Origin of the sequence: Catellatospora methionotrophica (assembly GCF_011297335.1) — a bacterium.
Classification (GTDB): Bacteria; Actinomycetota; Actinomycetes; order Mycobacteriales; family Micromonosporaceae; genus Catellatospora; species Catellatospora methionotrophica.
Map to the genome: position 1 here is coordinate 1,522,272 of NZ_JAAOTJ010000001.1, position 21,686 is coordinate 1,543,957.

A 21,686-nucleotide genomic window follows, 5' to 3' on the forward strand; every position below is an offset into this window, starting at 1 on the left:
CGAGGACGGCCGTCCGGTCGAGCCGTGTCGGCCCGACCGGACGTGCAGGCCCCTGTCAGAAGCCGCGGAACACCTGGCGGAGCAGGTCCAGGTCGGCCGCGCCCTCGGTCGTGACGGCGGCCGGGGTGTGCTGCGGTGAGAGCCGCCCGACGATCAGGCGCAGCCAGGCCTCGGCGGGCAGCCGGAGCACCCCGTCGGCCTCGGCCGGGGCCTCGGTCACCTCGACCTTGTCCGCCAGCCGCAGGCCGTACACGCCGGCGGGGTCCGTGGTCTCCACGCGCAGGGTCAGCTCCCGGCCGTCGAGCGCCTCGGACTTGGCCAGCCAGCCGAACATGCCGCCGAGCGTGCCCGTGAGCAGCGGCACCGCCTCGTCGGCGAGCACCGCCTGCGGGTCACGGCCGACCCGCACGTCCCAGGAGTGGAACGCGTACTCGCTCAGCCGCAGGCTCGCCGCGGTGGCCACGTCGACCGGCGCGGGCAGGAAGCCCAGGTCCACCCGCAGCGTGTCGAGGGTGGCCGCGTCCAGCGACTCGTACCTGGCCAGCAGCGTGTCGTTGGCGGTGGCGAAGCCCGCGGCCCGCTCGGCGGGCGCCATCGCGTCCCAGCGCGCCCAGACGCCCTTGTTGAACTCGAACCCGGGGTTGGGCTCGCCCTTCAGCGCCGCCTCGACGGTGGCGAGGTGGATCTCGGCCCCGCTGCCCAGGTGGCTGAGCACCTGCGACACGTCCCACTCGGCCGCGCCCGACGCGCCGGTCAGCTCCGTTTCCGGCAGGTCGCGCACGTGGGCGGCGAGCGTGTCGTGGCCGGACCGCAGCGCGGCGATGACGGCGTCGGCGGAACTGGTCATGGGTACTCCTCGGTGATCGCAGACGGCTTCCGCTGGATCAACCGCGTACCCGCCCCGCTTGTTCCGGTCACACCGACGCGACCGGGCCGTACCTGGTCCTGGCCGCGCGGGTCTGCAGTGCCCAGTAACGGTCGCCGTAGGACCAGTGCCACCACTCGGTGGGGTAGTTGACCAGGCCCACTCCCGACAGCGCGAGCCCCAGCACGTCCCGGTGCTCGCGGGCCAGCGCCGAGACGCGCGGCGACCCGGTGAAGCAGGCGTCCGCGCTGGCCAGCGGGCTCGCGTTGACGGCCGTGCCCATGTCCAGCTCCATGCCGTCCTCGGTGCACAGGGTCAGGTCGACGGTGCCGCCGGTGCTGTGCGGCGCGACGTCGGGCGGGGACACGTACTTGCTGGCCTCGGTGTGCAGCCGCGCGTCGTCCCACCCCGGATGGGCGGCACGCAGTTCCTCCTGGTACCCCTCGAAGTACGCGGTCTGCAGGCTCAGCGGCCGGTACGCCTCGATCAGCAGCAGCCGGAGCCCGTCGGGCAGCGCCCGTTGCGCGTCCAGCAGCCGCTGGGCGACGCCCTCGCGCAGGTGGGCGTACGCCCCGGCAGGGTCGGCCAGCCGGGAGTCGATCCGCAGCTCCGGCACCTCACGCAGGTCGATCATGGATTCGCCGGTGTCGCCGAGGGCGATCTCGGCGATCCGGCGGTCGGACAGCAGGATCATGCCGCCGCCTCGTCAGTCAGGTCGGTCACGGCACCCAGTCCACCCGACCGGCTGCGACGGGGACGTGAGCGGAAGTCCTCACACTCCGCTCACACCGCATGCGCGTCACCGGGCGATGACACACCGACCGGCTAGCATCCGGAAATGACGATTCTCGCGGACGCGGCCGGGACCTGGACCGGGGCGAACGGCTTCCGGCTGATGCCACAAGACCCGTTCGCCGAGTCGCCGGCCACGCTGACACTGGCCACGGCGGCGGGCGGCCACCTGACCACCGTCGCCTACACCTGGGCGCATCCGACCGACGGCCCGCAGCAGGGTCTGCTCGCCCTCGGCGCGGGCGAGGAGCCCGGCACTGTCACCGGTCTGTGGAGCGACTCGTGGCACCAGCAGCCCGCGTCGCGGGTCATGCCGGGCACGCGGCGCGAGGACGGCGTGGTCGAACTGGAGGCCGACTACGGCGGCGGCTGGCTGTGGCGGATCATCATCGACGCGACCGGCGCGACCCTGCAGCTGCGGATGGACAACGTGATCCCCGCCGAGCACGCCACGGCCGAGATCGCCGCCGGGCCGTACCCGGCGATGCTGATGACCCTGCGCCGCAGCTGAGCCGGTCAGTCACCCCACCCGGCGGGTACGCGGGCGCGACAAGCTCACCGTCGTCGCCACCCGCGACGGGCTCGACGAGCTGACCATGCGCAACCGCCGCCGCTGAGCACCCCGAACGGGTCACGTCCATCACCAGCGCGCCCGGCCGCAGTTGAGACCGGTGGTGCCGGACGTACACGGGGAGCTTTGAGATGTGGATTCGCAGGTCGCTGCTGGCCGCCGCAGGTACGGCGTACGCGCTGCTGCCGCTGACCGCCGCCATGGGCGCGCCCGTTCCGGTGCCCGGCGCACCCGAACCGGTCGTGCCTGACGCGGTGCACCCGCTGGTCGCGTACGCCGACCCGGACCTGGGCGGGGCGTCGCAGGCGTTCGGCGCGGGCGTGTACGACGCCGACCTCGGCGGGCTCGGCGCGGTCGGCGGTGACGCCGTCTCCTCGCTGCGCGTCGCCGAGGGCTACCGGGTGCTGGCCTGCGACCGGACCGCCGCGCGGAGCGTGGACGCGGTCGACGGCCTGGGGTCGTGCCGCTACTTCGACGCGGGCTGGTACGACCGGGTCGGCGGGAACCTCGACGACACCATCTCCCTGCTCACGGTGGTCGCCGCGAAGGAGAGCGGCCAGGGCGTCACCGTGTACGGCGAGCCGTCGCTGACCGGCGGCGCGCTGCGCTTCGGCCCCGGCCGGTACGAGGCCGCCGCGGGCGACCTGGAGCGGCTCGACGCGGTCCGTTCCCTGTCCGTGGCCGACGGCCACCAGGCCGTGCTCTGCGACAGCGACCGCTCCACGGCCACCGCCAGCGGCAACCCCGGCCTGTGCCAGGTGTTCGGGCCCGGTGAGCACCCGACGGTGGGCGCGGGCCTGGACGGCGCGGTCTCCCTGGTCGCCGTCGGCGGCCCTGCCGTCACCGCCGCCGACGGGGCCGCCCTGGGCGGGGCGGCGCAGACGTTCGGCTCCGGCGTACACCAGGCCGCCGCCGGTGACCTGGTCCAGGTCGGCAACGACGCGATCAGCTCGCTGCGCGTGGCGGCCGGGCACCGGGTGCTGGCCTGCGCCGACGACCAGGTCGCACCGGCCGTGCTGGGCGCGTGCACGCTGCTCGGCTCCGGGGTGCACGAGCTGGCCGGGACGGGTCTCGACGACGGCATCTCCCTGCTGGCCGTGTCGGCCGGACCGGCCACGGGCCAGGTCCTGACCGCGTACGCCGACGGGGGGCTGAGCGGGTCGTCGGGGGCGTTCGGGGCGGGGATGTTCGCGGCGGGCGATCTCGGCGGGGTGGGCAACGACGCGATCAGCTCGCTGCGCCTGGCCGACGGGGCACGGGCCGTGCTGTGCGAGGACGCGAAGCCGGGCGCGGTCGGCGCGTGCCGCCTGTTCACCGCGGGCGACCACGGCACGGTCGGCACCCCCCTCAACGACCAGACCTCCCTCATCTTCGTAGCCGCTTGACCGTTGCCCCGCCCCGCCGCTGTCCCCGCTGCTCGGCCTGGCACCGTCACATGCCCGCCTTTTCCATAGACGTTGGCCTATCTGGATGAGTTTGATCTTCCCTTTTTCATCCAGATAGGCCAACGTCTATCGCGATCGGGGGCCGGGGCCCCGCCGGACGGCCGCTGTCGGAAAATGGCGTTGCGGAGTGAGTGCTCACTCATTTAGAGTCGCCGCCGTGACTGACGCCTCCCCCAGGCGCCGGGTTTCCCCGTTGACCCCCGAGGACCGGCGCGCCGCGATCATCGCGGCGACCCTGCCCCTGCTGCGTGCCGAAGGCCTGCACGTGAGCAGCAAGCGGATCGCCGAGTGCGCGGGTGTCGCGGAGGGGACCATCTTCCGCGCCTTCCCCGACAAAGCCGCCCTGATCTCGGCCACGCTCTCCCACGCCTTCGACCCGGCTCCCACCATCGAGTCGATCAAGGCCGTGGCGGGTGACCCCGATCTCAGGTTCCGGCTCAAGACCGCGGTGCGGATCCTGACCCGCCGCTTCCGCGACAACGCCCCGCTGATGATGTCGCTGCGCAGCAGCGGCCTGGCGGTGGTCACCACCGCGCCCGTGTTCGATCCGCGCGAGGCGCTGACCGGAATCTCGGATGCGGTCGCCGAACTGATCGCCGATGATGCCGATTCGTTCCGGCTGCCCCCGCAGACCGTCGCGTCCCTGCTCATCTCGATGGTGTTCTTCAACAACCGCAGCGAGATCCTGCCCGAAGACCAGATCGTCGACGTCGTCCTGGACGGCGTGCTCTCCCCCGAGGCGAAGAAAGAGCCCGCATGCTGATCACACTCGTACGCCGCCAGCTGCGGCCATACCGGCGGCACATCGCGCTCGTGGTGCTGCTGCAGTTCGTGCAGACGGTGGCCAACCTGTACCTGCCCACGCTCAACGCCGACATCATCGACCAGGGCGTGGTCAAGGGCGACACGGATTACATCCTGCGCATCGGCGCCGCCATGATCGGCGTCTCGCTGGTGCAGATCATCTGCTCGATCGGCGCGGTGTACGTCGGCGCGCAGGTGGCCAGCGCGCTGGGACGCGACATCCGGGCCGCGATCTTCGACCGGGTGCAGTCGTTCTCCGCCCGCGAGGTCGGCCACTTCGGCGCGCCGTCGCTCATCACGCGTACGACCAATGACGTGCAGCAGGTCCAGATGCTGGCGCTGATGACCTTCACCATGATGGTCAGCGCGCCGATCATGATGGTCGGCGGCATCGTGCTGGCGCTGCAGCTCGACGTGCAGCTGTCCGGGCTGCTGCTGGCGGTCATCCCGGCGCTGGTGCTGGGCATCGGCTTCATCGTGTACCGGATGCGGCCCCTGTTCAGGGCCATGCAGACCAACATCGACGACGTCAACCGGGTCATGCGTGAGCAGATCACCGGCATCCGGGTGATCCGCGCGTTCGTCCGCGACCGGCACGAGCAGGAGCGCTTCGCCGGGGCGAACACCGAGCTGACCAACGTGGCGCTGGCCGTCGGCAAGCTGATGGCGTCGATGTTCCCGTTCGTCATGCTCGTCATCAACGTCTCGACGGTGGCCGTGCTGTGGTTCGGCGCGCACCGCATCGACAGCGGCGGCATGGAGATCGGCGCGCTGACCGCGTTCCTGAGCTACCTGATGCAGATCCTGATGGCCGTCATGATGGCGACGTTCATGTTCGTCATGCTGCCGCGCGCCGAGGTCTGCGCCGAGCGCATCGAGGAGGTGCTCGGCACCGACTCCAGCGTCGTCCCGCCGTCGGCCCCGGTCGTCCCGGAGGGCATGCGCGGGCACCTGGAGCTGCGCGACGTCGAGTTCAGCTACCCGGGCGCGGAGGAGCCGGTGCTGCGCAGCATCGCCTTCAACGCGCTGCCCGGCGAGACCACGGCCATCATCGGCAGTACGGGCAGCGGCAAGTCCACGCTGCTGCACCTGGTGCCGCGCCTGTTCGACGCGACCGGCGGCCAGGTGCTGGTCGACGACGTCGACGTGCGCGACATGGAGCCGCAGGCCCTGTCCCGGGCGATCGGTTTCGTCCCGCAGAAGCCGTACCTGTTCTCCGGCACGGTCGCCTCGAACCTGCGATACGGCAAGGCCGACGCCACCGACGAGGAGCTGTGGCGGGCCCTGGAGGTCGCGCAGGCCAAGGACTTCGTGCAGGAGATGCCCGAGGGCCTGGACGCGCCGATCGCGCAGGGCGGCACCAACGTGTCCGGCGGCCAGCGCCAGCGCCTGGCCATCGCCCGCGCGCTGGTCAGCCGCCCCGAGATCTACCTGTTCGACGACTCGTTCTCGGCACTGGACTACGCCACCGACGCCGCGCTGCGCCGGGAGCTGTCCCACGAGACCGCCGACGCGACGGTCGTGATCGTCGCCCAGCGCGTCAACACCATCCGCGACGCCGACCGCATCCTCGTCCTCGACGACGGGCAGGTCGTCGGCACCGGCACGCACAGCGAACTCATGAACAGCAACGTGACCTACCGCGAGATCGTGCTGTCCCAGCTCACCGAGGAGGAGGCGGCGTGACTCAGACCCCTGTACGCCGTGATTCGGGCCCTCGTTTCGGACCCGGCGCGATGATGGCCGGCCCGCCGCAGGGCAAGTCGCTCAACTTCAAGCAGTCCAGCCGCCGCCTGCTCAAGCTGCTGGTGCCGCACCGGGTCGCCGTCTGGACGGCCGTGGTGCTCGGCGTCATCGGCGTCGGCCTGTCGGTGATCGGCCCGCGCATCCTCGGCCACGCCACCGACGTGCTGTTCACCGGCATCATCAGCGGCGGCATCGACGAGGGTGTCAGCAAGGCGCAGGTCGTCGAGCACGTCCGCGCCGAGGGCAACGGCACCCTCGCCGACATGCTCAACGCGATGGACCTGGTCCCCGGCCGGGGCGTCGACTTCGACGCGCTGGGCCGGGTGCTGCTCATCGCGCTCGGCGTGTACGTCGCCGCGTCGCTGTTCTCGCTGATGCAGTTCCGGATCATCACCACCGTCGTGCAGCGCGCCGTCTACGCGCTGCGCGAGCAGGTGGAGACGAAGCTGTCCCGGCTGCCGCTGAGCTACTTCGACGGCCAGCAGCGCGGCGAGGTGCTCAGCCGGGCGACCAACGACATCGACAACGTCGCGCAGACGATGCAGCAGTCGCTGAGCCAGCTGATGAACTCGGTGCTCACCATCGTCGGCGTACTCGCGATGATGTTCTGGATCTCGCCCTTGCTGGCGCTGATCGCGCTGGTCACCGTGCCGATCTCGGTGTGGGTGACGATGCGTGTCGGCAAGAAGGCGCAGCCGCAGTTCATCGCGCAGTGGGCCGTCACCGGCAAGCTCAACGCCCACATCGAGGAGATGTACACCGGCCACTCGCTGGTCAAGGTGTTCGGGCGGCAGCAGGAGGCCGCCGAGCAGTTCCGGGAGCACAACGAGGCGCTGTACACGGCCGCGTTCAAGGCGCAGTTCATCTCCGGCATGATCCAGCCGGCCATGTTCTTCATCGGCAACCTGAACTACGTGCTGGTCGCGGTCGTCGGCGCGCTGCGCGTGGCGTCGGGCTCGCTGTCGCTGGGCGACGTGCAGGCGTTCATCCAGTACTCCCGCCAGTTCAGCCAGCCGCTGAGCCAGGTCGCCGCGATGTCGAACCTGGTGCAGTCCGGCGTCGCCTCGGCCGAGCGGGTGTTCGAACTGCTCGACGCGACCGAGCAGAGCCCCGAGCCGGTCCCCGCGGCCCGCGTCGAGCACCTGCGCGGCCAGGTCAGCTTCGAGCACGTGGCGTTCCGGTACACCGAGGACAAGCCGCTGATCGAGGACCTGTCGCTGGTCGTCGAGCCGGGGCAGACCGTCGCCATCGTCGGGCCCACCGGCGCGGGCAAGACCACGCTGGTCAATCTGCTGATGCGCTTCTACGAGGTGACCGGCGGCCGGATCACGCTCGACGGCGTCGACATCGCCGCGATGGACCGCGAGGACCTGCGGTCCAAGACCGGCATGGTGCTGCAGGACACCTGGCTGTTCGGCGGCACCATCGCCGACAACATCGCGTACGGCGCGGACTCCCCCACCCGGGAGCGGATCATCGAGGCGGCCAAGGCGGCCCACGTGGACCGCTTCGTGCGTACGCTGCCCGACGGCTACGAGACGGTGCTGGACGAGGACGGCACGAACCTCAGCACCGGCGAGCGCCAGCTGATCACGATCGCGCGGGCGTTCCTCGCCGAGCCGAGCATCCTCATCCTCGACGAGGCGACCAGTTCCGTCGACACCCGCACCGAGGTGCTGATCCAGCGGGCGCTGAACTCGCTGCGCAGCGGACGGACCAGCTTCGTCATCGCGCACCGGCTGTCCACCATCCGCAACGCCGACGTCATCCTGGTGATGGAGCACGGCTCGATCGTCGAGCACGGCTCCCACGACAAACTGATCGCCTCCGGCGGCGCGTACGCCCGCCTCTACGAGGCCCAGTTCGCCGGCGCGGCCACCGACTGACCGAAGCGAAGGAAGGGCACCTTCCTAACGGATGTCCGTTAGGAAGGTGCCCTTCCTTCTGCCTTCTGCTCAGCGTGAGAAGGCGGCGTCGGGTGCCCAGAGGGTCGCCGAAGTGAAGCAGCCGTGGCCTGCGGGGCGATCGAGGTCCAGCACGCGGGTGATCCGGACGCCGGTCTCGCCCTCGTTCACCTCGTGGCCGCAGGCGCGCAGGAAGTCGGCGACCTCGGCGGCAGGCCAGTAGAACAGGTCGACGTCGTCGAAGACCACCGGCTCGTACGGCCGCAGCCCCTCGCGGCCCGGCTCGTGAAAAACACCCAGCCGGGAGACCTGCACGAGGCCGAGCCGCTGCTCGTCGTCACCGGACACCCCGATGCCGACCCCGGTCAGGTCGACGCCGACCGACCAGCTCGTCCCGCAGACGAAAGGCCGGTGCAGGCGCTGCCCGGACCACGCGGCCAGGACCTCGTCACGGCTCATACCGAACGTGACGTCCGGCAGCTCGGACAGCCGTAACCCGTATCCGGCGATCAGCTGCACGGCCACGGCGGCGAGCTTAGCGACTCCACCTCGCCGTGACGAGAACGGTGGCCCGGAGTACCCATATGCCGTCAGCGGGTGCTCGTTTCGGGACGCTCATGCGTCCCGAAACGAGCACCCGCCGGAACACACAGGTACGTCGGGCCGCTCGTGTTCCGGCTCACCGCGACTCCCGGTGCCGGATCTCGGCGGCGCACACACCAGGCCGTACGAACGGGTACAGCTGCGCGTCGAACGCCCCAGGAGCGGCCCCTTCGACGGTGCCGCGCAGCAGCCCCAGGTGCACACCGCACACGACGCCCGGATGCCGCCGCGCCACGTCGAGGAACGGACAGGCCCGCAGCTCGATCCGCACACCTTCGTCCTGCCCCGCGCGTACGGGGTCGAAGCCGAGTTCGGCGAACAGCGCCGTGGCCCTGACGGCGGCCTCATCGAGCGTGGCCGGGGTGCCGGAGCCCGCCTCGGGCGACGGGCGGCGTCCGAGACCAAGCCAGCGGCGACCCGCGGCCTGGGCCAGGTCGGCGCCCCGCGCCTCGTCGAGCTGCCCGGCGAGCATCTCCGCGAGCAGTGCGTACCCGCCTTCGCCGACCGAGGGCGCTGCCGGGGCGTAGAGCGCCTGCGGGCGGCCGGGTCCGGCGCGCTGTCCTGTGGCCTGCACCACGTACCCGGCCTCGATCAGCACTTTCAGGTGGAAACGGACTGTATTCGGGTGCAGGTCGGTGGCGAGCCCGAGCGCGACCGCGTCCTGGGGCGCTCCGGCCTGGCGCAGCGCGTCCAGCACGCGGCGACGGCTGGCGACCGCGAGTGCGCCATAGGTCATATCGTCAGGCACGGCCCGAATATATATGATGACGGTAGTAAAAAAGGAGCAGCCCGTGCGCACCGACATCACCGACCGCGCCGACGTCACCGGCGTCGTGACCGACTTCTACACCCGGGTGTACGCCGACGACCTGCTCGGCCCGATCTTCATCGACGTCGCCCGGATGGACCTGGCCGCGCACCTGCCGATCATGACGGACTTCTGGGAGACGGTGCTGCTGCGCACGGGCAGCTACCGCCGCAACGCGCTGCAGTCGCACTTCGACCTCAACCGGCTGGTGCGCCTCGAACAGGCCCACTTCGACCGCTGGCTGCGGCTGTGGCGCGCCACCGTCGACGAGCGCCACGCGGGGCCCGTCGCCGAACAGGCCAAGACCCAGGCCGACCGGATCGCCGGCTCGATCGGGCGACGCCTGGCCGGGTCGACCGGCAGCGAGTACGTCACCATCACGACCGGAGCCCGCTGACAGACGTCGAGGCTGCCGTGAGCACGGCGCCTTCCCCGTCGCAACAGCGGCGGGAAGGCGCCGCGCCTTCGTCAGGAGCCGAGGCGGCGGTAGCGGCGGACGGACAGCGGCAGGAAGATCGCCGTCAGCAGGAGCGGCCAGAGCACCGCGAGCAGGAGCGCCTGCTCCGGCACCACACCGGGGTTGCCGAACAGCTCGCGGGACGCGGCAGCGGTGGCCGACAGCGGGTTCCACTGGGCGATCGTGCCGAGCCAGACCGGCATGGTCTCCGGGTCGACGAAGACCCCGGACAGGAAACCCACCGGCCAGACCAGGATCTGCACCATCATCACCGACTCCGGGCCCTTCACGAGCAGGCCGAGGAAGATGCCGACCCACAGCAGCGCGAAGCGCAGCAGCAGGAGCAGCCCGAACGCCACCAGCGCCGAGGCCAGGCCCTCGTGCCAGCGCCAGCCCAGCGCGGCCGCCGCGCCGACCAGCACGAGCAGGCCGACGGCCGAGTTCATCAGGTCGGCCAGGCAGCGCCCGAGCACCACCGACGCCGAGTTGATCGGCAGCGAGCGGAGCCGGTCGGTGACCCCCTTGGCGGCGTCGGTGGACACCGCGGTCATGGTGGCCTCCACCCCGAAGAACATGGCCAGGGCGAACATGCCGGGCATCAGGTAGTCGAAATAGTCCTCGCCGATCGCCCCGCCGAACAGGCCGCCGAACATCAGCGCGACCATCACGGTGAACAGCCAGTTGACGATCACCCCGACGGGCTGCTGCCGCCAGTGCGTCAGTTCCCGGCGCGCGAGCACCCAGGTCTCGCCCAGTACGGCCGTCACGCCGCCACCTCCTGCTTGTCGCCCTGCCTGCGGTGCAGGTCCAGGAACACCTCGTCGAGCGTCGGCCGGCGCAGGTTGACCTCGACCGGCTCGATGCCCTCGGCGGCCAGCGCCGTGCTGATGGCGATGAGTGCCCTGGTGCGCTGCCGTACGGGCACGCTGATCCGCAGCCGCTCCGTACGCGGCTCGCCGTCGGCGTGGGCCGCCGCCACGGGCAGCGCCCGCCGCGCCTGGTCCTCGTCGGCGAAGGCCAGGTCGATCCAGTCGTCGCCGATGGCGGCCTTGAGCTCGTCGGGCGTGCCCTCGCTGACGACGCGGCCGTGCCACAGCATCGCGATCCGGTCGGCCAGCTGGTCGGCCTCGTCCAGGTACTGCGTGGTCAGCAGGATGGTGGTGCCGCCCGCGACCAGCTCGCGCAGCGCGGACCAGACCTCCTGGCGGCCCTGCGGGTCCAGCCCGGTCGTCGGCTCGTCCACGAACAGCACCTCGGGCGAGACGATCAGGCTCGCGGCCAGGTCGAGCCGCCGCCGCATGCCGCCGGAGTACTTGGCGACCGGCTTGCCGCCCGCGTCGGCCAGGCCGAACCGTTCCAGCAGCTCGTCGGCGCGCGACGCCGCGCGGGCCCGACCGAGGTGGTTGAGGCGGCCGAACAGCACCAGGTTCTGGCGGCCGCTGAGGATCTCGTCGACCGCGGCGTACTGCCCGACCAGCCCCATGCGTCGCCGGACTTCGGCGGCGCGGGTGGTCACGTCGTGCCCGGCCACGGTCGCGTGCCCGGCGTCCAGCCGCATCAGCGTCGCGAAGACGCGCACCGCGGTGGTCTTGCCTGCCCCGTTCGGGCCGAGCAGCCCGTACACCGTTCCGGCCGCCACGTGGAGATCGAATCCGTCCAGTGCCGGTTGCTCCGCCCCTCGATAAGTCTTGCGGACCCCGTCCGCCGATATCGCCAGCTCTGCCACGCGCAGACTCCTCCCATCGCTCGACGGTACACCGTACCGTACGTCGTACGCGATGTCGATGCCGCCCGCGCGCACCGGGTCAGGTTCAGGGTCGACACCAGGGTTGACACCTGATCTGCGGATCGTCGCAGGGGTCTAGGTTGGCGGCGTGGCCCTCATCGCGACCCAGTCGCTGACCAAGACATATCCGGGCGGGGTGACCGCCCTGTCCGATCTGACCCTGTCCGTGGAGCCCGGCATCATCGGCCTGGTCGGCGCGAACGGCGCCGGCAAGTCCACGATGATAAAGACGCTGCTCGGGCTGCTGACGCCGACCACCGGGCGGGCGGAGGTACTCGGCCTGGACCCGACGGCCTCCGGCGAGCAGGTGCGCGCCCGCGTCGGCTACATGCCCGAGCACGACTGCCTGCCCCCGGACATGATCGCCGCGGAGTTCGTGACGCACATGGGCCGGATGACCGGCCTGCCCCGCACCGTCGCCCGCGAGCGCGCCTCCGAGGCGCTGCGCCACGTCGGGCTGTACGAGGAGCGCTACCGCCAGATCGGCGGCTACTCCACCGGCATGAAGCAGCGCGTGAAGCTCGCCCAGGCCCTGGTGCACGACCCGGACCTGCTGCTGCTCGACGAGCCCACCAACGGCCTGGACCCGGCCGGGCGCGACGCGATGCTGACGCTGATCCACCGCATCGGCACCGAGTTCGGCATCTCCGTGGTGGTCTGCTCGCACCTGCTCGGCGAGATCGAGCGGATCTGCGACTCGCTGATCGCGATCGAGGGCGGCCGCCTGCTGCGCGCCGACCGGATCGACGCGATGACCACGGGCACCGACGTGCTGGCCATCGAGGTCGCCGAGGGCACCGCCGAGCTGTCGGCGGCGCTGGCCCAGCGGGGACTGACCGCCACCGCCGAGGGCCGGATGCTGCTGGTGCCGCTGACCGACGAGGCCACCTACGACCTGGTGCTGCGTACGGTCGCCGAGCTGGACCTGCCGCTGCACCGCCTCGACCAGCGCCGCCACCGGGTGGCCGAGCTGTTCTCCACCGCCGTCCCGACCCCGACCCTGGAGGTGAGCCATGTCTGAGCACAGCGTCATCCACGACATCGGCTACCAGCGCTACACCGGCCCCCGGCTGGGCCGCGCCTACGCCGCCCGCTCGCTGTTCGAGCACGGCGTGCGCGTCGCGTTCGGGCTGGGCCGCAGCGCCAAGGCAAAGATCTTCCCGTGGATCGTGATCGGACTGGTCACCTCGCTGGCCGTCATCGTGGTCGCGGTGAAGGCGCAGAGCGGCGAGATGATCCTGACCTACCAGGACCTGCCCTCGACGGCGAGCGTGCTGGTGATGGTGTTCCTCGCCGTCGTCGCGCCCGAGCTGGTCTCCCGCGACCTGCGCAACCAGACCCTGCCGCTGTACTTCTCCCGCCCGATCCGGCGTTCGGACTACGCGCTGGCCAAGCTGGCCGCGCTGACGACGGCGGTGTGGCTGCTGATGGCCGGGCCGCAGCTGCTGATGTTCCTGGGCTCGGCGTTCAGCGCCGCCGACACCGCGGGCGTCGCGGCCGAGGCCCGCGGCATGCTCGGCGGCTGGGTCATCGCCACGTGCTACGCCCTGGTGTTCAGCAGCCTGGCGATCCTGATCGCCTCGATCGCCAGCCGCCGGGCCTTCGCCGCGGGCGCGATCGTGGTCGTCTTCATGATCACTTCGCCGGTGGTGGGCCTGCTCGCCGTGCTCGGCAAGGGCGGCGCGCTGTCGCAGATCGCCCCGATGTTCAGCCCGTTCTCGCTGCCCGAGGGGGTGCGTAGCTGGCTGTTCGACACGTCGATCCCGATCGGACCGTACGGCCCGCTGTACGGCCTGATGACGGTCCTGCTCGTCGCCGGCTGCACCCTGCTGCTGCTCCTGCGTTACCGGAAGGTGTCGCTGTGAGCGCGAGGAGCGTAACGACGTGGAGCCCCGCAAGCCGCGAACGAAAGGCAGCCCCGTGAGCGCGAGGAGCGTAACGAAGTGGAGCCCCGCAAGCCGCGAACGAAAGGCAGCCCTGTGAGCGACCTCGACCTGCGCGGGGTGTCCCGCTGGTATGGCAACGTCGTCGCCGTCAACGACGTGACGATGACCCTCGGGCCGGGCGTGACGGGCCTGCTCGGCCCGAACGGCGCGGGCAAGACGACCCTGCTGCACATGATGGCGGGTTTCCTCGCGCCGTCGCGCGGCCAGGTCCTGATCGACGGCGACGCGACCTGGCGCAATCCGGCGATCTACCGCAAGCTGGGCCTGGTCAACGAGCGCGAGGCGGTGTACGGCTTCCTGTCCGGGCAGGAGTTCGTCCGGGCCAGCGCGAAGCTGCACGGGCTGCCCGACGCCGACGCGGCCACCCGGCGCGCGATCGACCTGGTCGAGATGACCGATGCGCAGGACCGGCGCATGGACACGTACTCCAAGGGCATGCGCCAGCGGATGCGGGTCGCGGCGGCGCTGGTGCACGACCCGGCGGTGCTGCTGCTCGACGAGCCGTTCAACGGCATGGACCCGCGCCAGCGCATGCACATGATGGACCTGCTGCACCGGCTCGGCGCGCAGGGCCGCACGGTGCTGTTCAGCTCGCACATCCTGGAGGAGGTGGAGCAGGTCTCCGGCACCGTGCAGGTGATCGTCGCGGGGCGGCTGGCCGCCTCCGGCGACTTCCGCACCATCCGCCGCCTGATGACGCACCGGCCGCACGTGTTCGCGATCCGGTCCAGCGACGACCGGCGGCTCGCGGTGGCGCTGATGGCCTCGGACGCGGTGGCGGGCGTGACGCTGGACAAGGACGGCCTGACCGTGCACGCCGGGGACTACGGCACCTTCACTCGCGCGCTGCCGCGCATCGCGCTGGACGAGGGCGTACGGGTGCGCCAGCTCATCCCCTCGGACGAGTCGCTGGAAAGCGTCTTCTCCTACCTGGTCTCGGCATAGGGAGCACCGCGATGAACATGACCATTGCCTGGATCACCGCCCGCGGTCTGCTCGGCCGCCGCCGGTCCTGGCTGCTGCTGCCCATGCCGCTCATCCTGATCGGGATCACCGCGATCGGGCTGGGCTTCGACGCCCCGGCCGTCGACCTCGCCGACGGTGTCCTGATCGGGCTCGGGGTCGCCGTGATCCTGCCGCTGGTGTCACTGATCGTCGGCACCGGCGTGCTCGGCTCGGAGATCGACGACGGCACCGTGGTGCACATCCTCACCAAGCCCATCCCGCGTAGCCGGATCATCCTGGCCAAGCTGGCGGTGGCGGCCACCGTCAGCGCGGTGACGACGGCGGTGCCGATGTTCGTGGCGGCGGCCATGGTCGGCGGCGTCAAGCTGGGGCTCGGTTTCGCACTGGCGTGCGCGGCCGGTGCGGTCGTCTACAGCGCGCTGTTCCTGGCGCTGAGCGTGCTGACCCGGCGGCCGGTGCTGCTGGGCCTGCTCTACGTGGTGATCTGGGAGGGCCTGCTCAGCAACGTGGTGATGGGCACCCGCACCGTGTCGGTGCAGCACTATGTCATCGAGTTCGCCAGCGAGCTGTCCGGCTCGACGCTGTTCACCGCGACGGTGTCGCTGGGTGTCGCGGCGGCGATGGCGGTCGTCCTCACGGTCGCCGGGACCTGGCTGGCCACCCAGCGGCTGCGTTCGTTCTCGGTCGCGGGCGAGACGAGCTGACCGGGCCGTCTTCGAGAAGCAAGGGCACCTTCCACAGCGCTCAGCGATGTGAAGGTGCCCTTGCTTCGTCTCCGGGTCAGGAGCCGGCGATGTTGACCATCCAGTTGACGCCGAAGCGGTCCTTGAGGGCGCCGAACTCGTCGCCCCACATCTGCTTCTCCAGCGGCACGCCGACGGTGCCGCCCTCGGCCAGCTTGGCCCAGTAGCCGCGCAGCCGGTCGCCGTCGTCGCCGCTGAGGCTGACCGTGATGTTGTCGCCGGGGTTGAACGCCATGCCGGGCGGGGTGTCCGAGGCCATCAGGGTGTATCCGGCGTCGGACTCCAGCTGCGCGTGCATGATCTGGTCGGCGTACGGCGCGTCCTTGTCGCCGAACTCGCCGAACGTGCTCACCGTCAGGGTGCCGCCGAGGACGGCCTGGTAGAACCCCATCGCCTCACGGGCGTTGCCGTTGAAGCTGATGTAGGGATTGAGCCGGGACGCCATTCGCATCCTCCTTGATCGTCATGGTGGCGCGCGGGTCGCGTCGGTCCACGCCGCATCCTCGCAGAACGGGCGGACCGGACGACATGACACGACGGAGTGACGGCCGCCCGTAATCCGTGGTTAAACACCGCAACGGATCACGTTCATCATCGTCGGTAAATGTCCCGCGCATGAGATCATTCCATCGCCGTACGTTCGTCCTAGGCGGACTCGCGGTCGCGGGGACCGCACTGACCGGCGCCAGCGCGTTCGCCGCCGCCCCGTACCCGTTCAAGCTGGGTGTGGCCTCGGGCGACCCCGAGTCCGACAGTGTCGTGCTGTGGACGCGCCTGGCCCCGACCCCGCTCAACGCCGACGGCCAGGGGGGAATGGCCAACGCCGACGTCGTCGTCGACTGGCAGGTCTCCACCAGCAGCTCGTTCAGCATGCTGGCCGCCTCCGGCCAGGTCACCGCCCGGTACGCCGACGCGCACGCGGTGCACGTGATCGCCGGTGGGCTGGCCGCCGACGCCGACTACTACTACCGGTTCCGGGCGCAGGGCCACATCTCGGCGGTCGGGCGCACCCGCACCGCGCCCGCGCCCAGCACGTTCGGGCGTGACCTGGTGATGGCGTTCGCGTCGTGCTCGAACTGGCAGGCGGGCTACTTCACGGCCTACCGCCGCCTGGCCGAGGACAACCCCGGCCTGGTGCTGCACCTGGGCGACTACATCTACGAGGGCGGCGCGACGGCCGGCTCGGTCCGCGAGCACGTGGGCGCCGAGATCGTGTCGCTGGCCGACTACCGCCGCCGGTACGCGCTCTACAAGACCGACCCGGACCTGCAGGCCGCGCACGCCGCCGCGCCGTGGCTGGTGGTCCCCGACGACCACGAGGTCGAGAACAACTACGCCACCAACACCCGGGCCGACAGCTCCCCCACGCTGACCGCCGCCCAGTGGACCGCCCGGCGCACCGCCGCGTACAAGGCCTACTACGAGAACATGCCGCTGCGCCCGGCGTCCCTGCCCAACGGCAACAGCATTCCGCTGTACCGGCGCATCCGGTGGGGCAGGCTGGCCACCTTCCACATGCTCGACACCCGCCAGTTCCGCAACGACCAGGCCTGCGGGGACGGCTGGAAGGTCTGCGCCGACGCCGACCTGCCCACCCGCAGCCTGACCGGCGCGGCACAGGAGGCGTGGCTGCTCGACGGCCTCGGCCAGCACCTCGGCACCTGGGACATCCTGGGCCAGCAGGTCTTCTTCGCCCGCCAGTTCGACGCGGCCGGAGCGTCCAGCATGGACGCGTGGGACGGCTACCGCGGCTCGCGGGCCCGCATCCAGCAGGGCTGGCGCGACCGCGCCGTGCGCAACCCGCTGGTGCTCACCGGCGACGTGCACAAGTCCTGGGCCAACGACCTCAAGGCCGACTACGCCAACCCGAACTCGGCGACCATCGGCACCGAGCTGGTCTGCACGTCGATCAGCTCCGGCGGCGACGGCAGCACCACCACGACGATCCCGAACGTGGCCACCAACCCGCACCTGAGGTTCTACTCCGACCGGCGCGGTTACGTGCGCACCACCATCTCCCAGGCGCAGGTGCGCGCCGACTTCCGCGCGGTCGGCGCGGTCACCGAGCACGGGGCCGCGGTGTCCACGCTGCGCTCGTACGTCATCCAGGACGGCCTTCCCGGCCTCCAGCAGGTCTAGGAGCACATCAGATGAAGTCCCTCACCATCCTGGCCCTGTCCGCGAGCGCGGCGCTGGCCGCGACCGCCGTCGCCGGTCCAGCCTCGGCCGCGCCCGTCGCCGTCGCGCGCGCCGCGGCGCTCACGCCCATCGCGGTCACCTGGACCACCGCCAACAGCACCGCCACCGGCGACCAGGACGTCTCGGCCGTGGCGGCCAACCGTTCCGGCCACGTCGCCGTCGTCTGGGAGGACGACCGCGACAGCACCGGGCCCGAGGACGCGGCCCACTCCGAGATCTTCCTGCGCCTGTTCCGCGACGGCGTCGCCGTGTACGAGCTGAAACTGTCCGCGGGCGGCACCGCCGGGACGGCCTGGCGGCACCTGTCGCCCGACGTCGGCCTCGACGACAAGGGCAACGCCGTCGTGGTCTGGGCGGACGACCCGGACGGCAACGGCTTCTACAACATCCCCTACCGGGTCGTCTCGCCGACCGGCACGATCCTGGGCTCCGGCAACGCCAACGCCTCGGCCACCGGCCAGCAGATCGCGCCCGCCGTCGCGGTCGACCCCGACGGCACGCCGGGCAGCCCGAGCGCGGTCGCGTTCACCGTGGTCTGGGAGGACGTCCAGGATCCGAACCCGGCCACGGTCAAGGCGTCGGGCTTCACCACCGTGACCACCAAGGCGTACGAGGTGACCGCGAGCCAGACCACCGGCGCGCACCACCGGCCCGACGTGGCCGTGTCTGCCGCGGGCGACGCGACGATCGTGTGGACCGAGGACGGCGACGCCAACGGCTTCGACAACATCGGGCTGGTACGCCTGGCCAAGGCCGACGGCGCGGTGACGCTGTCCCGGCGCACCGCCAACGCCACCGGCGACGGCCAGCAGCGCAACGCGTCCGTGGCGGCCAACATGACCGGCGAGTTCACGGTCGCGTGGGAGTCCGACCACACCGGCGTGCCGACGGTGTGGACCCGCTCGTTCACCGCGGCGGGCAACCCGCGCCACGCCGACGTCGAGGTGTCGCCGCAGCCGGGCGCGACCGCGCCGTCGACCGGCATCGACGACCAGGCCAACGTGGTCGTCGGCTGGACCGTCCCGGCGAACGGCCTCGACGTCTGGGCGCGCGGCTTCAACCCCGACGGCACCACCGCCGGGCGCCTGCCCGCGCAGTTCTACACCGACCTCACCACCGGCCGTCAGGAGCAGCCCGCCGTGGCCGTCTCCCCGTGGGGCGAGATCGCGCTGACCTTCACCGACGACAACGACGGCAACCAGTTCGACCAGATCCGCCTGGGCCTGGGCGCGGCCAACTCCGACTGGTGACCCCACCCACCCGGGTGATCATGAAGCGCGGTGTGCCGACCGTACGACTTCATGGTCATCCGGGTGGTCCGGCCGCGCGCCGCGCAGCACGAGCACCGCCGGGATCACGGCCAGGACCGCCGCCTGGGTCCAGAACAGGGCGTCCAGCAGCAGCTTCGCCGGGTCCAGGTGCAGCGGCAGGCGCTCCGGGGCCGCGGCGATCTCCTCGATCTCGTCCAGGGTCGCGGCGCTGGCCCCGCTGTCCAGCCACCCCCAGGGGTAGCCGAGGCCCCGGTGGTAGCCGAACATGCAGCAGACGTCCTCGCGTACCACCAGCAGACTGGCCAGCAGCCCCGCCACCGCCAGCACCGCCACCGCCGCCCACACGATCGGGCCGGGGCGCAGGTCGGCCAGCCCGAGCCAGGCCAGCACCGCGCCCGCGCAGCCCAGCACCATCCCGAAGACCGTGTAGTAGGCGAGGCCGACGCTCGTCGCGAGCGCGAGCAGCCCGATCGCCGCGCTGGCCACCCCCGCGCACAGGAACACGCCCATCCGCAGCCCGGACATCGACATGCCCCGAGTCTGCCATGGGACTAAACGGGTTGCACCGCTGACGATCCGGGGTTTGACTGCTCGCCATGCCCTCCCCCTCACCCGTCTTCGTCGCGGGCACGGGTCGTTCGGGAACGTCGCGGATCGCCGACATCATCGGCGAACACCCGCAGATCCACCGGATCCCCATGGAGACCAGGTTCATCATCGATCCGGGCGGGCTGCGCGACGTCGCCGACGCGCTGTCCAGCCGATACGACCCCACCGGCGGCGAGGACGCCCTGCACCGGCTGAGCGACTTCCTCACCGTGCGGGTGCCCGGCCGGCGCGACGATCGCGGCAAGACCGTTCCCGAGCTGGTCGGCGCGCAGCGCTACCGGGACGCGGTGCAGCGGCTCTGGCCGCGGCTGGTGGCGTACAGCTTCGACGAGCCCGCCCCCGCGACCGGCTTCGGCGACGGCGACCGTCCCGCCGGGCCGTTCCCGCCGCCGAGCCGCAGCCGGGTGGTCCCGCGGTACTTCGACGACCGGCGCGAGCTGATCGGGATCCTCCGTGACCTCGTCGACACGACGTTCGGCGGGGCGGCCGCCGACGCGGGCAAGCCGACCTGGTGCGAGAAGACGCCGTTCAACCTGCTGTGCATGGACTTCCTCTGGGAACTGGTCCCCGAGGCGGCCATCGTGCACATCAAGCGCCACCCGGTGTCGGTGCTCGCCTCCCACCTGGCCCAGCCGTGGGCGCCGTCCACCGTCGACGGCGTGCTCGCCTATCTCATCCCGATCTACCGCCGGTGGCTGGCCTGGAAGGACACGGCCGAGCTGACGGGTCGGCGATACGTCGAGGTGAAGGCCGAGGATCTGGCCGCGGACTGGCCCGGTCAGCGCCGCGCGCTGTTCGCCCGGCTCGACGTCGACGACTTCGCCACCACCAGGACGTTCGAGGCGCACCGGCTGACCGGCCGCGACGACCAGCTCGACCGCGCGACCCGCGCGTACGTCACCGAGGCGCTCGGCGACGTCATCCGGGCCATGGGATACGAGTGACGCCGTGCCGGGCCGTACCTGATCAGCGGTAGGGTGCGGCGGTGATCCGCGTCGTCGCCGTCGACCTCGACGGCACCCTGCTCCGCTCGGACGGCACCGTCTCGCCCCGCACCGTGGCCGCACTGCGCCGGGCCGACCGGGCCGGGGCCCGGATCGTCATCTGCACCGCGCGGCCGCCACGGGAGATCGGCGAGATCGCCGCGGCGGCGGGCGTCGGGGGGACCGCGGTGTGCGCCAACGGCGCGGTGACGTACGACCTGGCCACCGGCGCGATCGCCATCGTCGGCCCGCTGCCGCTCGACCTCGCCGAGCGGGTCGCGGCGGTGCTCGGCCCGGCCCTGGACGGCGTGGGCTTCGCGGTGGAGACCGGGCGCCGGGCGCTGATCGCCCCCGGCTTCGATCACGTCAGCTCGCGCAGCATCGTCCGGGTGGCGGTGGCGAGCGTGTCCGCGCTGTGGGCCGAGGCGGAGAGCTGCGTGAAGCTGCTGGCCTGGTCACCGGCACCGGTCACCGGCGAACTGATCGCCCGGCTGCAGGCGCTCGTGCCCGAGGTGACGGTCACCTGGTCGGGCGGCAAGGGCATGCTGGAGATCAGCGCGGCCACGGTGTCCAAGGCGGACACGCTCACTCGGCTGTGTGCGGGCTGGGATGTCCCGGCCGATCAGGTGATCGCGTTCGGGGACATGCCCAACGACGTGCCGATGCTGCGCTGGGCGGGTGTCGGGGTCGCCGTCGCCAACGCTCAGACGCAGGCCCTGGCCGCCGCCGACCGGGTCACCGCTAGCAACGACGACGACGGCGTCGCCGTGGTGCTGGAGGAGCTGTTCCCCGGCGGCAGTGGTGTCGTACCCGCCCGCTAGCGTCGCCCGCGACACGACGGTCGGCTGTGGAGTGTGGTCATGTTTCGACAGGGCGATGTGCTGGTGGTCCCGATCACGCGGGAGGAGCTGCCGCCGGACCTGATGCCCGCGCCGCGTGACCGGCGCAACCGCATGGTGCTGGCGCTGGGCGAGGCGACCGGGCACGCGCACGTGGTCACCGGCGAGCGGGTCGCGATGCTGTGCCCGCCCGACGACCCGGGCAAGTTGTACCTGCTGATCGAGGGCTACGGCCGCCTGGTGCACGAGGAGCACGGGCCGATCTCGCTGGCCGCGGGCGCCTACCGGGTGGTCCGCCAGCGTGAGTACTTCCCGGGCGCGATCCGCCCGGTCGCGGACTGAGCGCGCC

The 21,686-nt window shown here is 71.6% G+C and carries 23 protein-coding genes; 15 read left to right on the forward strand and 8 right to left on the reverse strand.

The window, feature by feature from the left end; translation table 11 throughout:
* Positions 1-55 precede the first annotated feature (55 nt).
* Both HAV40_RS06575 and HAV40_RS06580 read right to left on the reverse strand, forming a co-directional pair.
* The gene (locus tag HAV40_RS06575; protein ID WP_166379834.1) at positions 56-847 is read right to left on the reverse strand and encodes a maleylpyruvate isomerase family mycothiol-dependent enzyme; all 792 of its coding nucleotides are present in this window, start codon (positions 845-847) and stop codon (positions 56-58) included.
* 67 nt (positions 848-914) lie between these two features.
* Entirely contained in the window at positions 915-1,559 is a 645-nt protein-coding gene (locus HAV40_RS06580) for a M15 family metallopeptidase (protein ID WP_166379835.1), read from the reverse strand.
* Between the two features lie 144 nt (positions 1,560-1,703).
* On the opposite strand from HAV40_RS06580, the gene HAV40_RS06585 reads away from it, so the two are divergent.
* The 5 genes from HAV40_RS06585 (at position 1,704) to HAV40_RS06605 (ending at position 8,109) form a co-directional block, all read left to right on the forward strand.
* Positions 1,704-2,168, forward strand: coding sequence for a hypothetical protein (locus tag HAV40_RS06585; RefSeq protein WP_166379836.1), 465 nt, complete (start codon positions 1,704-1,706; stop codon positions 2,166-2,168).
* A 191-nt stretch (positions 2,169-2,359) separates the two neighbouring features.
* Positions 2,360-3,613 carry a hypothetical protein gene (locus tag HAV40_RS06590; RefSeq protein ID WP_166379837.1) on the forward strand — a complete coding sequence of 418 codons (1,254 nt, stop codon included), beginning with the start codon at positions 2,360-2,362 and terminating at the stop codon, positions 3,611-3,613.
* 217 nt (positions 3,614-3,830) lie between these two features.
* The gene (locus HAV40_RS06595) at positions 3,831-4,436 is read left to right on the forward strand and encodes a TetR/AcrR family transcriptional regulator (protein WP_203671465.1); all 606 of its coding nucleotides are present in this window, start codon (positions 3,831-3,833) and stop codon (positions 4,434-4,436) included.
* On the forward strand, positions 4,430-6,163 hold the full coding sequence (locus HAV40_RS06600; protein ID WP_166379838.1) for an ABC transporter ATP-binding protein: 1,734 nt from the start codon (positions 4,430-4,432) through the stop codon (positions 6,161-6,163). The genes HAV40_RS06595 and HAV40_RS06600 overlap by 7 nt, the downstream gene beginning before the upstream one ends.
* Positions 6,164-6,213: 50 nt before the next feature.
* Positions 6,214-8,109 carry an ABC transporter ATP-binding protein gene (locus HAV40_RS06605; protein WP_166380117.1) on the forward strand — a complete coding sequence of 632 codons (1,896 nt, stop codon included), beginning with the start codon at positions 6,214-6,216 and terminating at the stop codon, positions 8,107-8,109.
* A gap of 69 nt (positions 8,110-8,178) precedes the next feature.
* Here HAV40_RS06605 and HAV40_RS06610 read toward each other — a convergent pair whose 3' ends face one another.
* Both HAV40_RS06610 and HAV40_RS06615 read right to left on the reverse strand, forming a co-directional pair.
* Positions 8,179-8,652 carry a hypothetical protein gene (locus tag HAV40_RS06610; RefSeq protein ID WP_166379839.1) on the reverse strand — a complete coding sequence of 158 codons (474 nt, stop codon included), beginning with the start codon at positions 8,650-8,652 and terminating at the stop codon, positions 8,179-8,181.
* Positions 8,653-8,806: 154 nt separating this feature from the next.
* Complete coding sequence (locus HAV40_RS06615; protein ID WP_166379840.1) at positions 8,807-9,478, reverse strand: helix-turn-helix transcriptional regulator; 672 nt, start codon at positions 9,476-9,478, stop codon at positions 8,807-8,809.
* A gap of 43 nt (positions 9,479-9,521) precedes the next feature.
* Here HAV40_RS06615 and HAV40_RS06620 point away from each other — a divergent pair, with 43 nt between their 5' ends.
* Entirely contained in the window at positions 9,522-9,935 is a 414-nt protein-coding gene (locus tag HAV40_RS06620) for a group III truncated hemoglobin (protein WP_203671466.1), read from the forward strand.
* Positions 9,936-10,006: 71 nt separating this feature from the next.
* On the opposite strand, the gene HAV40_RS06625 is transcribed toward HAV40_RS06620, so the two are convergent.
* Both HAV40_RS06625 and HAV40_RS06630 read right to left on the reverse strand, forming a co-directional pair.
* On the reverse strand, positions 10,007-10,762 hold the full coding sequence (locus tag HAV40_RS06625) for an ABC transporter permease (RefSeq protein ID WP_166379842.1): 756 nt from the start codon (positions 10,760-10,762) through the stop codon (positions 10,007-10,009).
* Positions 10,759-11,721: an ATP-binding cassette domain-containing protein gene (locus tag HAV40_RS06630; RefSeq protein WP_166379843.1), complete on the reverse strand. Its 963-nt coding sequence runs from the start codon at positions 11,719-11,721 to the stop codon at positions 10,759-10,761. Before HAV40_RS06630 ends, HAV40_RS06625 begins: the two co-directional genes overlap by 4 nt.
* Before the next feature lie 148 nt (positions 11,722-11,869).
* Here HAV40_RS06630 and HAV40_RS06635 point away from each other — a divergent pair, with 148 nt between their 5' ends.
* From HAV40_RS06635 to HAV40_RS06650, 4 genes are all read left to right on the forward strand, one after another.
* A complete protein-coding gene (locus tag HAV40_RS06635; RefSeq protein WP_166379844.1) occupies positions 11,870-12,802 on the forward strand; it encodes an ABC transporter ATP-binding protein in 933 nt (310 codons plus the stop codon).
* Positions 12,795-13,646: an ABC transporter permease gene (locus HAV40_RS06640; protein ID WP_166379845.1), complete on the forward strand. Its 852-nt coding sequence runs from the start codon at positions 12,795-12,797 to the stop codon at positions 13,644-13,646. The genes HAV40_RS06635 and HAV40_RS06640 overlap by 8 nt, the downstream gene beginning before the upstream one ends.
* 78 nt (positions 13,647-13,724) lie before the next feature.
* Positions 13,725-14,672, forward strand: a complete 948-nt coding sequence (locus HAV40_RS06645) for an ABC transporter ATP-binding protein (protein WP_166379846.1) — start codon at positions 13,725-13,727, stop codon at positions 14,670-14,672.
* An 11-nt stretch (positions 14,673-14,683) separates the two neighbouring features.
* Positions 14,684-15,397, forward strand: a complete 714-nt coding sequence (locus HAV40_RS06650) for an ABC transporter permease (protein WP_166379847.1) — start codon at positions 14,684-14,686, stop codon at positions 15,395-15,397.
* A 76-nt stretch (positions 15,398-15,473) separates the two neighbouring features.
* Here HAV40_RS06650 and HAV40_RS06655 read toward each other — a convergent pair whose 3' ends face one another.
* The gene (locus HAV40_RS06655; RefSeq protein WP_166379848.1) at positions 15,474-15,881 is read right to left on the reverse strand and encodes a VOC family protein; all 408 of its coding nucleotides are present in this window, start codon (positions 15,879-15,881) and stop codon (positions 15,474-15,476) included.
* Between the two features lie 170 nt (positions 15,882-16,051).
* On the opposite strand from HAV40_RS06655, the gene HAV40_RS06660 reads away from it, so the two are divergent.
* Both HAV40_RS06660 and HAV40_RS06665 read left to right on the forward strand, forming a co-directional pair.
* Complete coding sequence (locus HAV40_RS06660) at positions 16,052-17,575, forward strand: alkaline phosphatase D family protein (protein WP_166379849.1); 1,524 nt, start codon at positions 16,052-16,054, stop codon at positions 17,573-17,575.
* An 11-nt stretch (positions 17,576-17,586) separates the two neighbouring features.
* Entirely contained in the window at positions 17,587-18,885 is a 1,299-nt protein-coding gene (locus HAV40_RS06665) for a hypothetical protein (protein ID WP_166379850.1), read from the forward strand.
* A gap of 18 nt (positions 18,886-18,903) precedes the next feature.
* Here the strand turns inward: HAV40_RS06665 and HAV40_RS06670 are convergent, their stop codons facing one another.
* A complete protein-coding gene (locus HAV40_RS06670; protein ID WP_166379851.1) occupies positions 18,904-19,437 on the reverse strand; it encodes a hypothetical protein in 534 nt (177 codons plus the stop codon).
* 65 nt (positions 19,438-19,502) lie between these two features.
* Here HAV40_RS06670 and HAV40_RS06675 point away from each other — a divergent pair, with 65 nt between their 5' ends.
* The 3 genes from HAV40_RS06675 to HAV40_RS06685 are packed head-to-tail and all read left to right on the forward strand — an operon-like array spanning position 19,503 to position 21,679.
* Entirely contained in the window at positions 19,503-20,459 is a 957-nt protein-coding gene (locus HAV40_RS06675) for a sulfotransferase family protein (protein ID WP_239086405.1), read from the forward strand.
* 41 nt (positions 20,460-20,500) lie between these two features.
* Positions 20,501-21,319, forward strand: a complete 819-nt coding sequence (locus HAV40_RS06680; RefSeq protein WP_166379852.1) for an HAD family hydrolase — start codon at positions 20,501-20,503, stop codon at positions 21,317-21,319.
* Positions 21,320-21,358: 39 nt separating this feature from the next.
* Complete coding sequence (locus HAV40_RS06685) at positions 21,359-21,679, forward strand: hypothetical protein (protein WP_166379853.1); 321 nt, start codon at positions 21,359-21,361, stop codon at positions 21,677-21,679.
* The last annotated feature ends 7 nt before the right edge of the window (positions 21,680-21,686 follow it).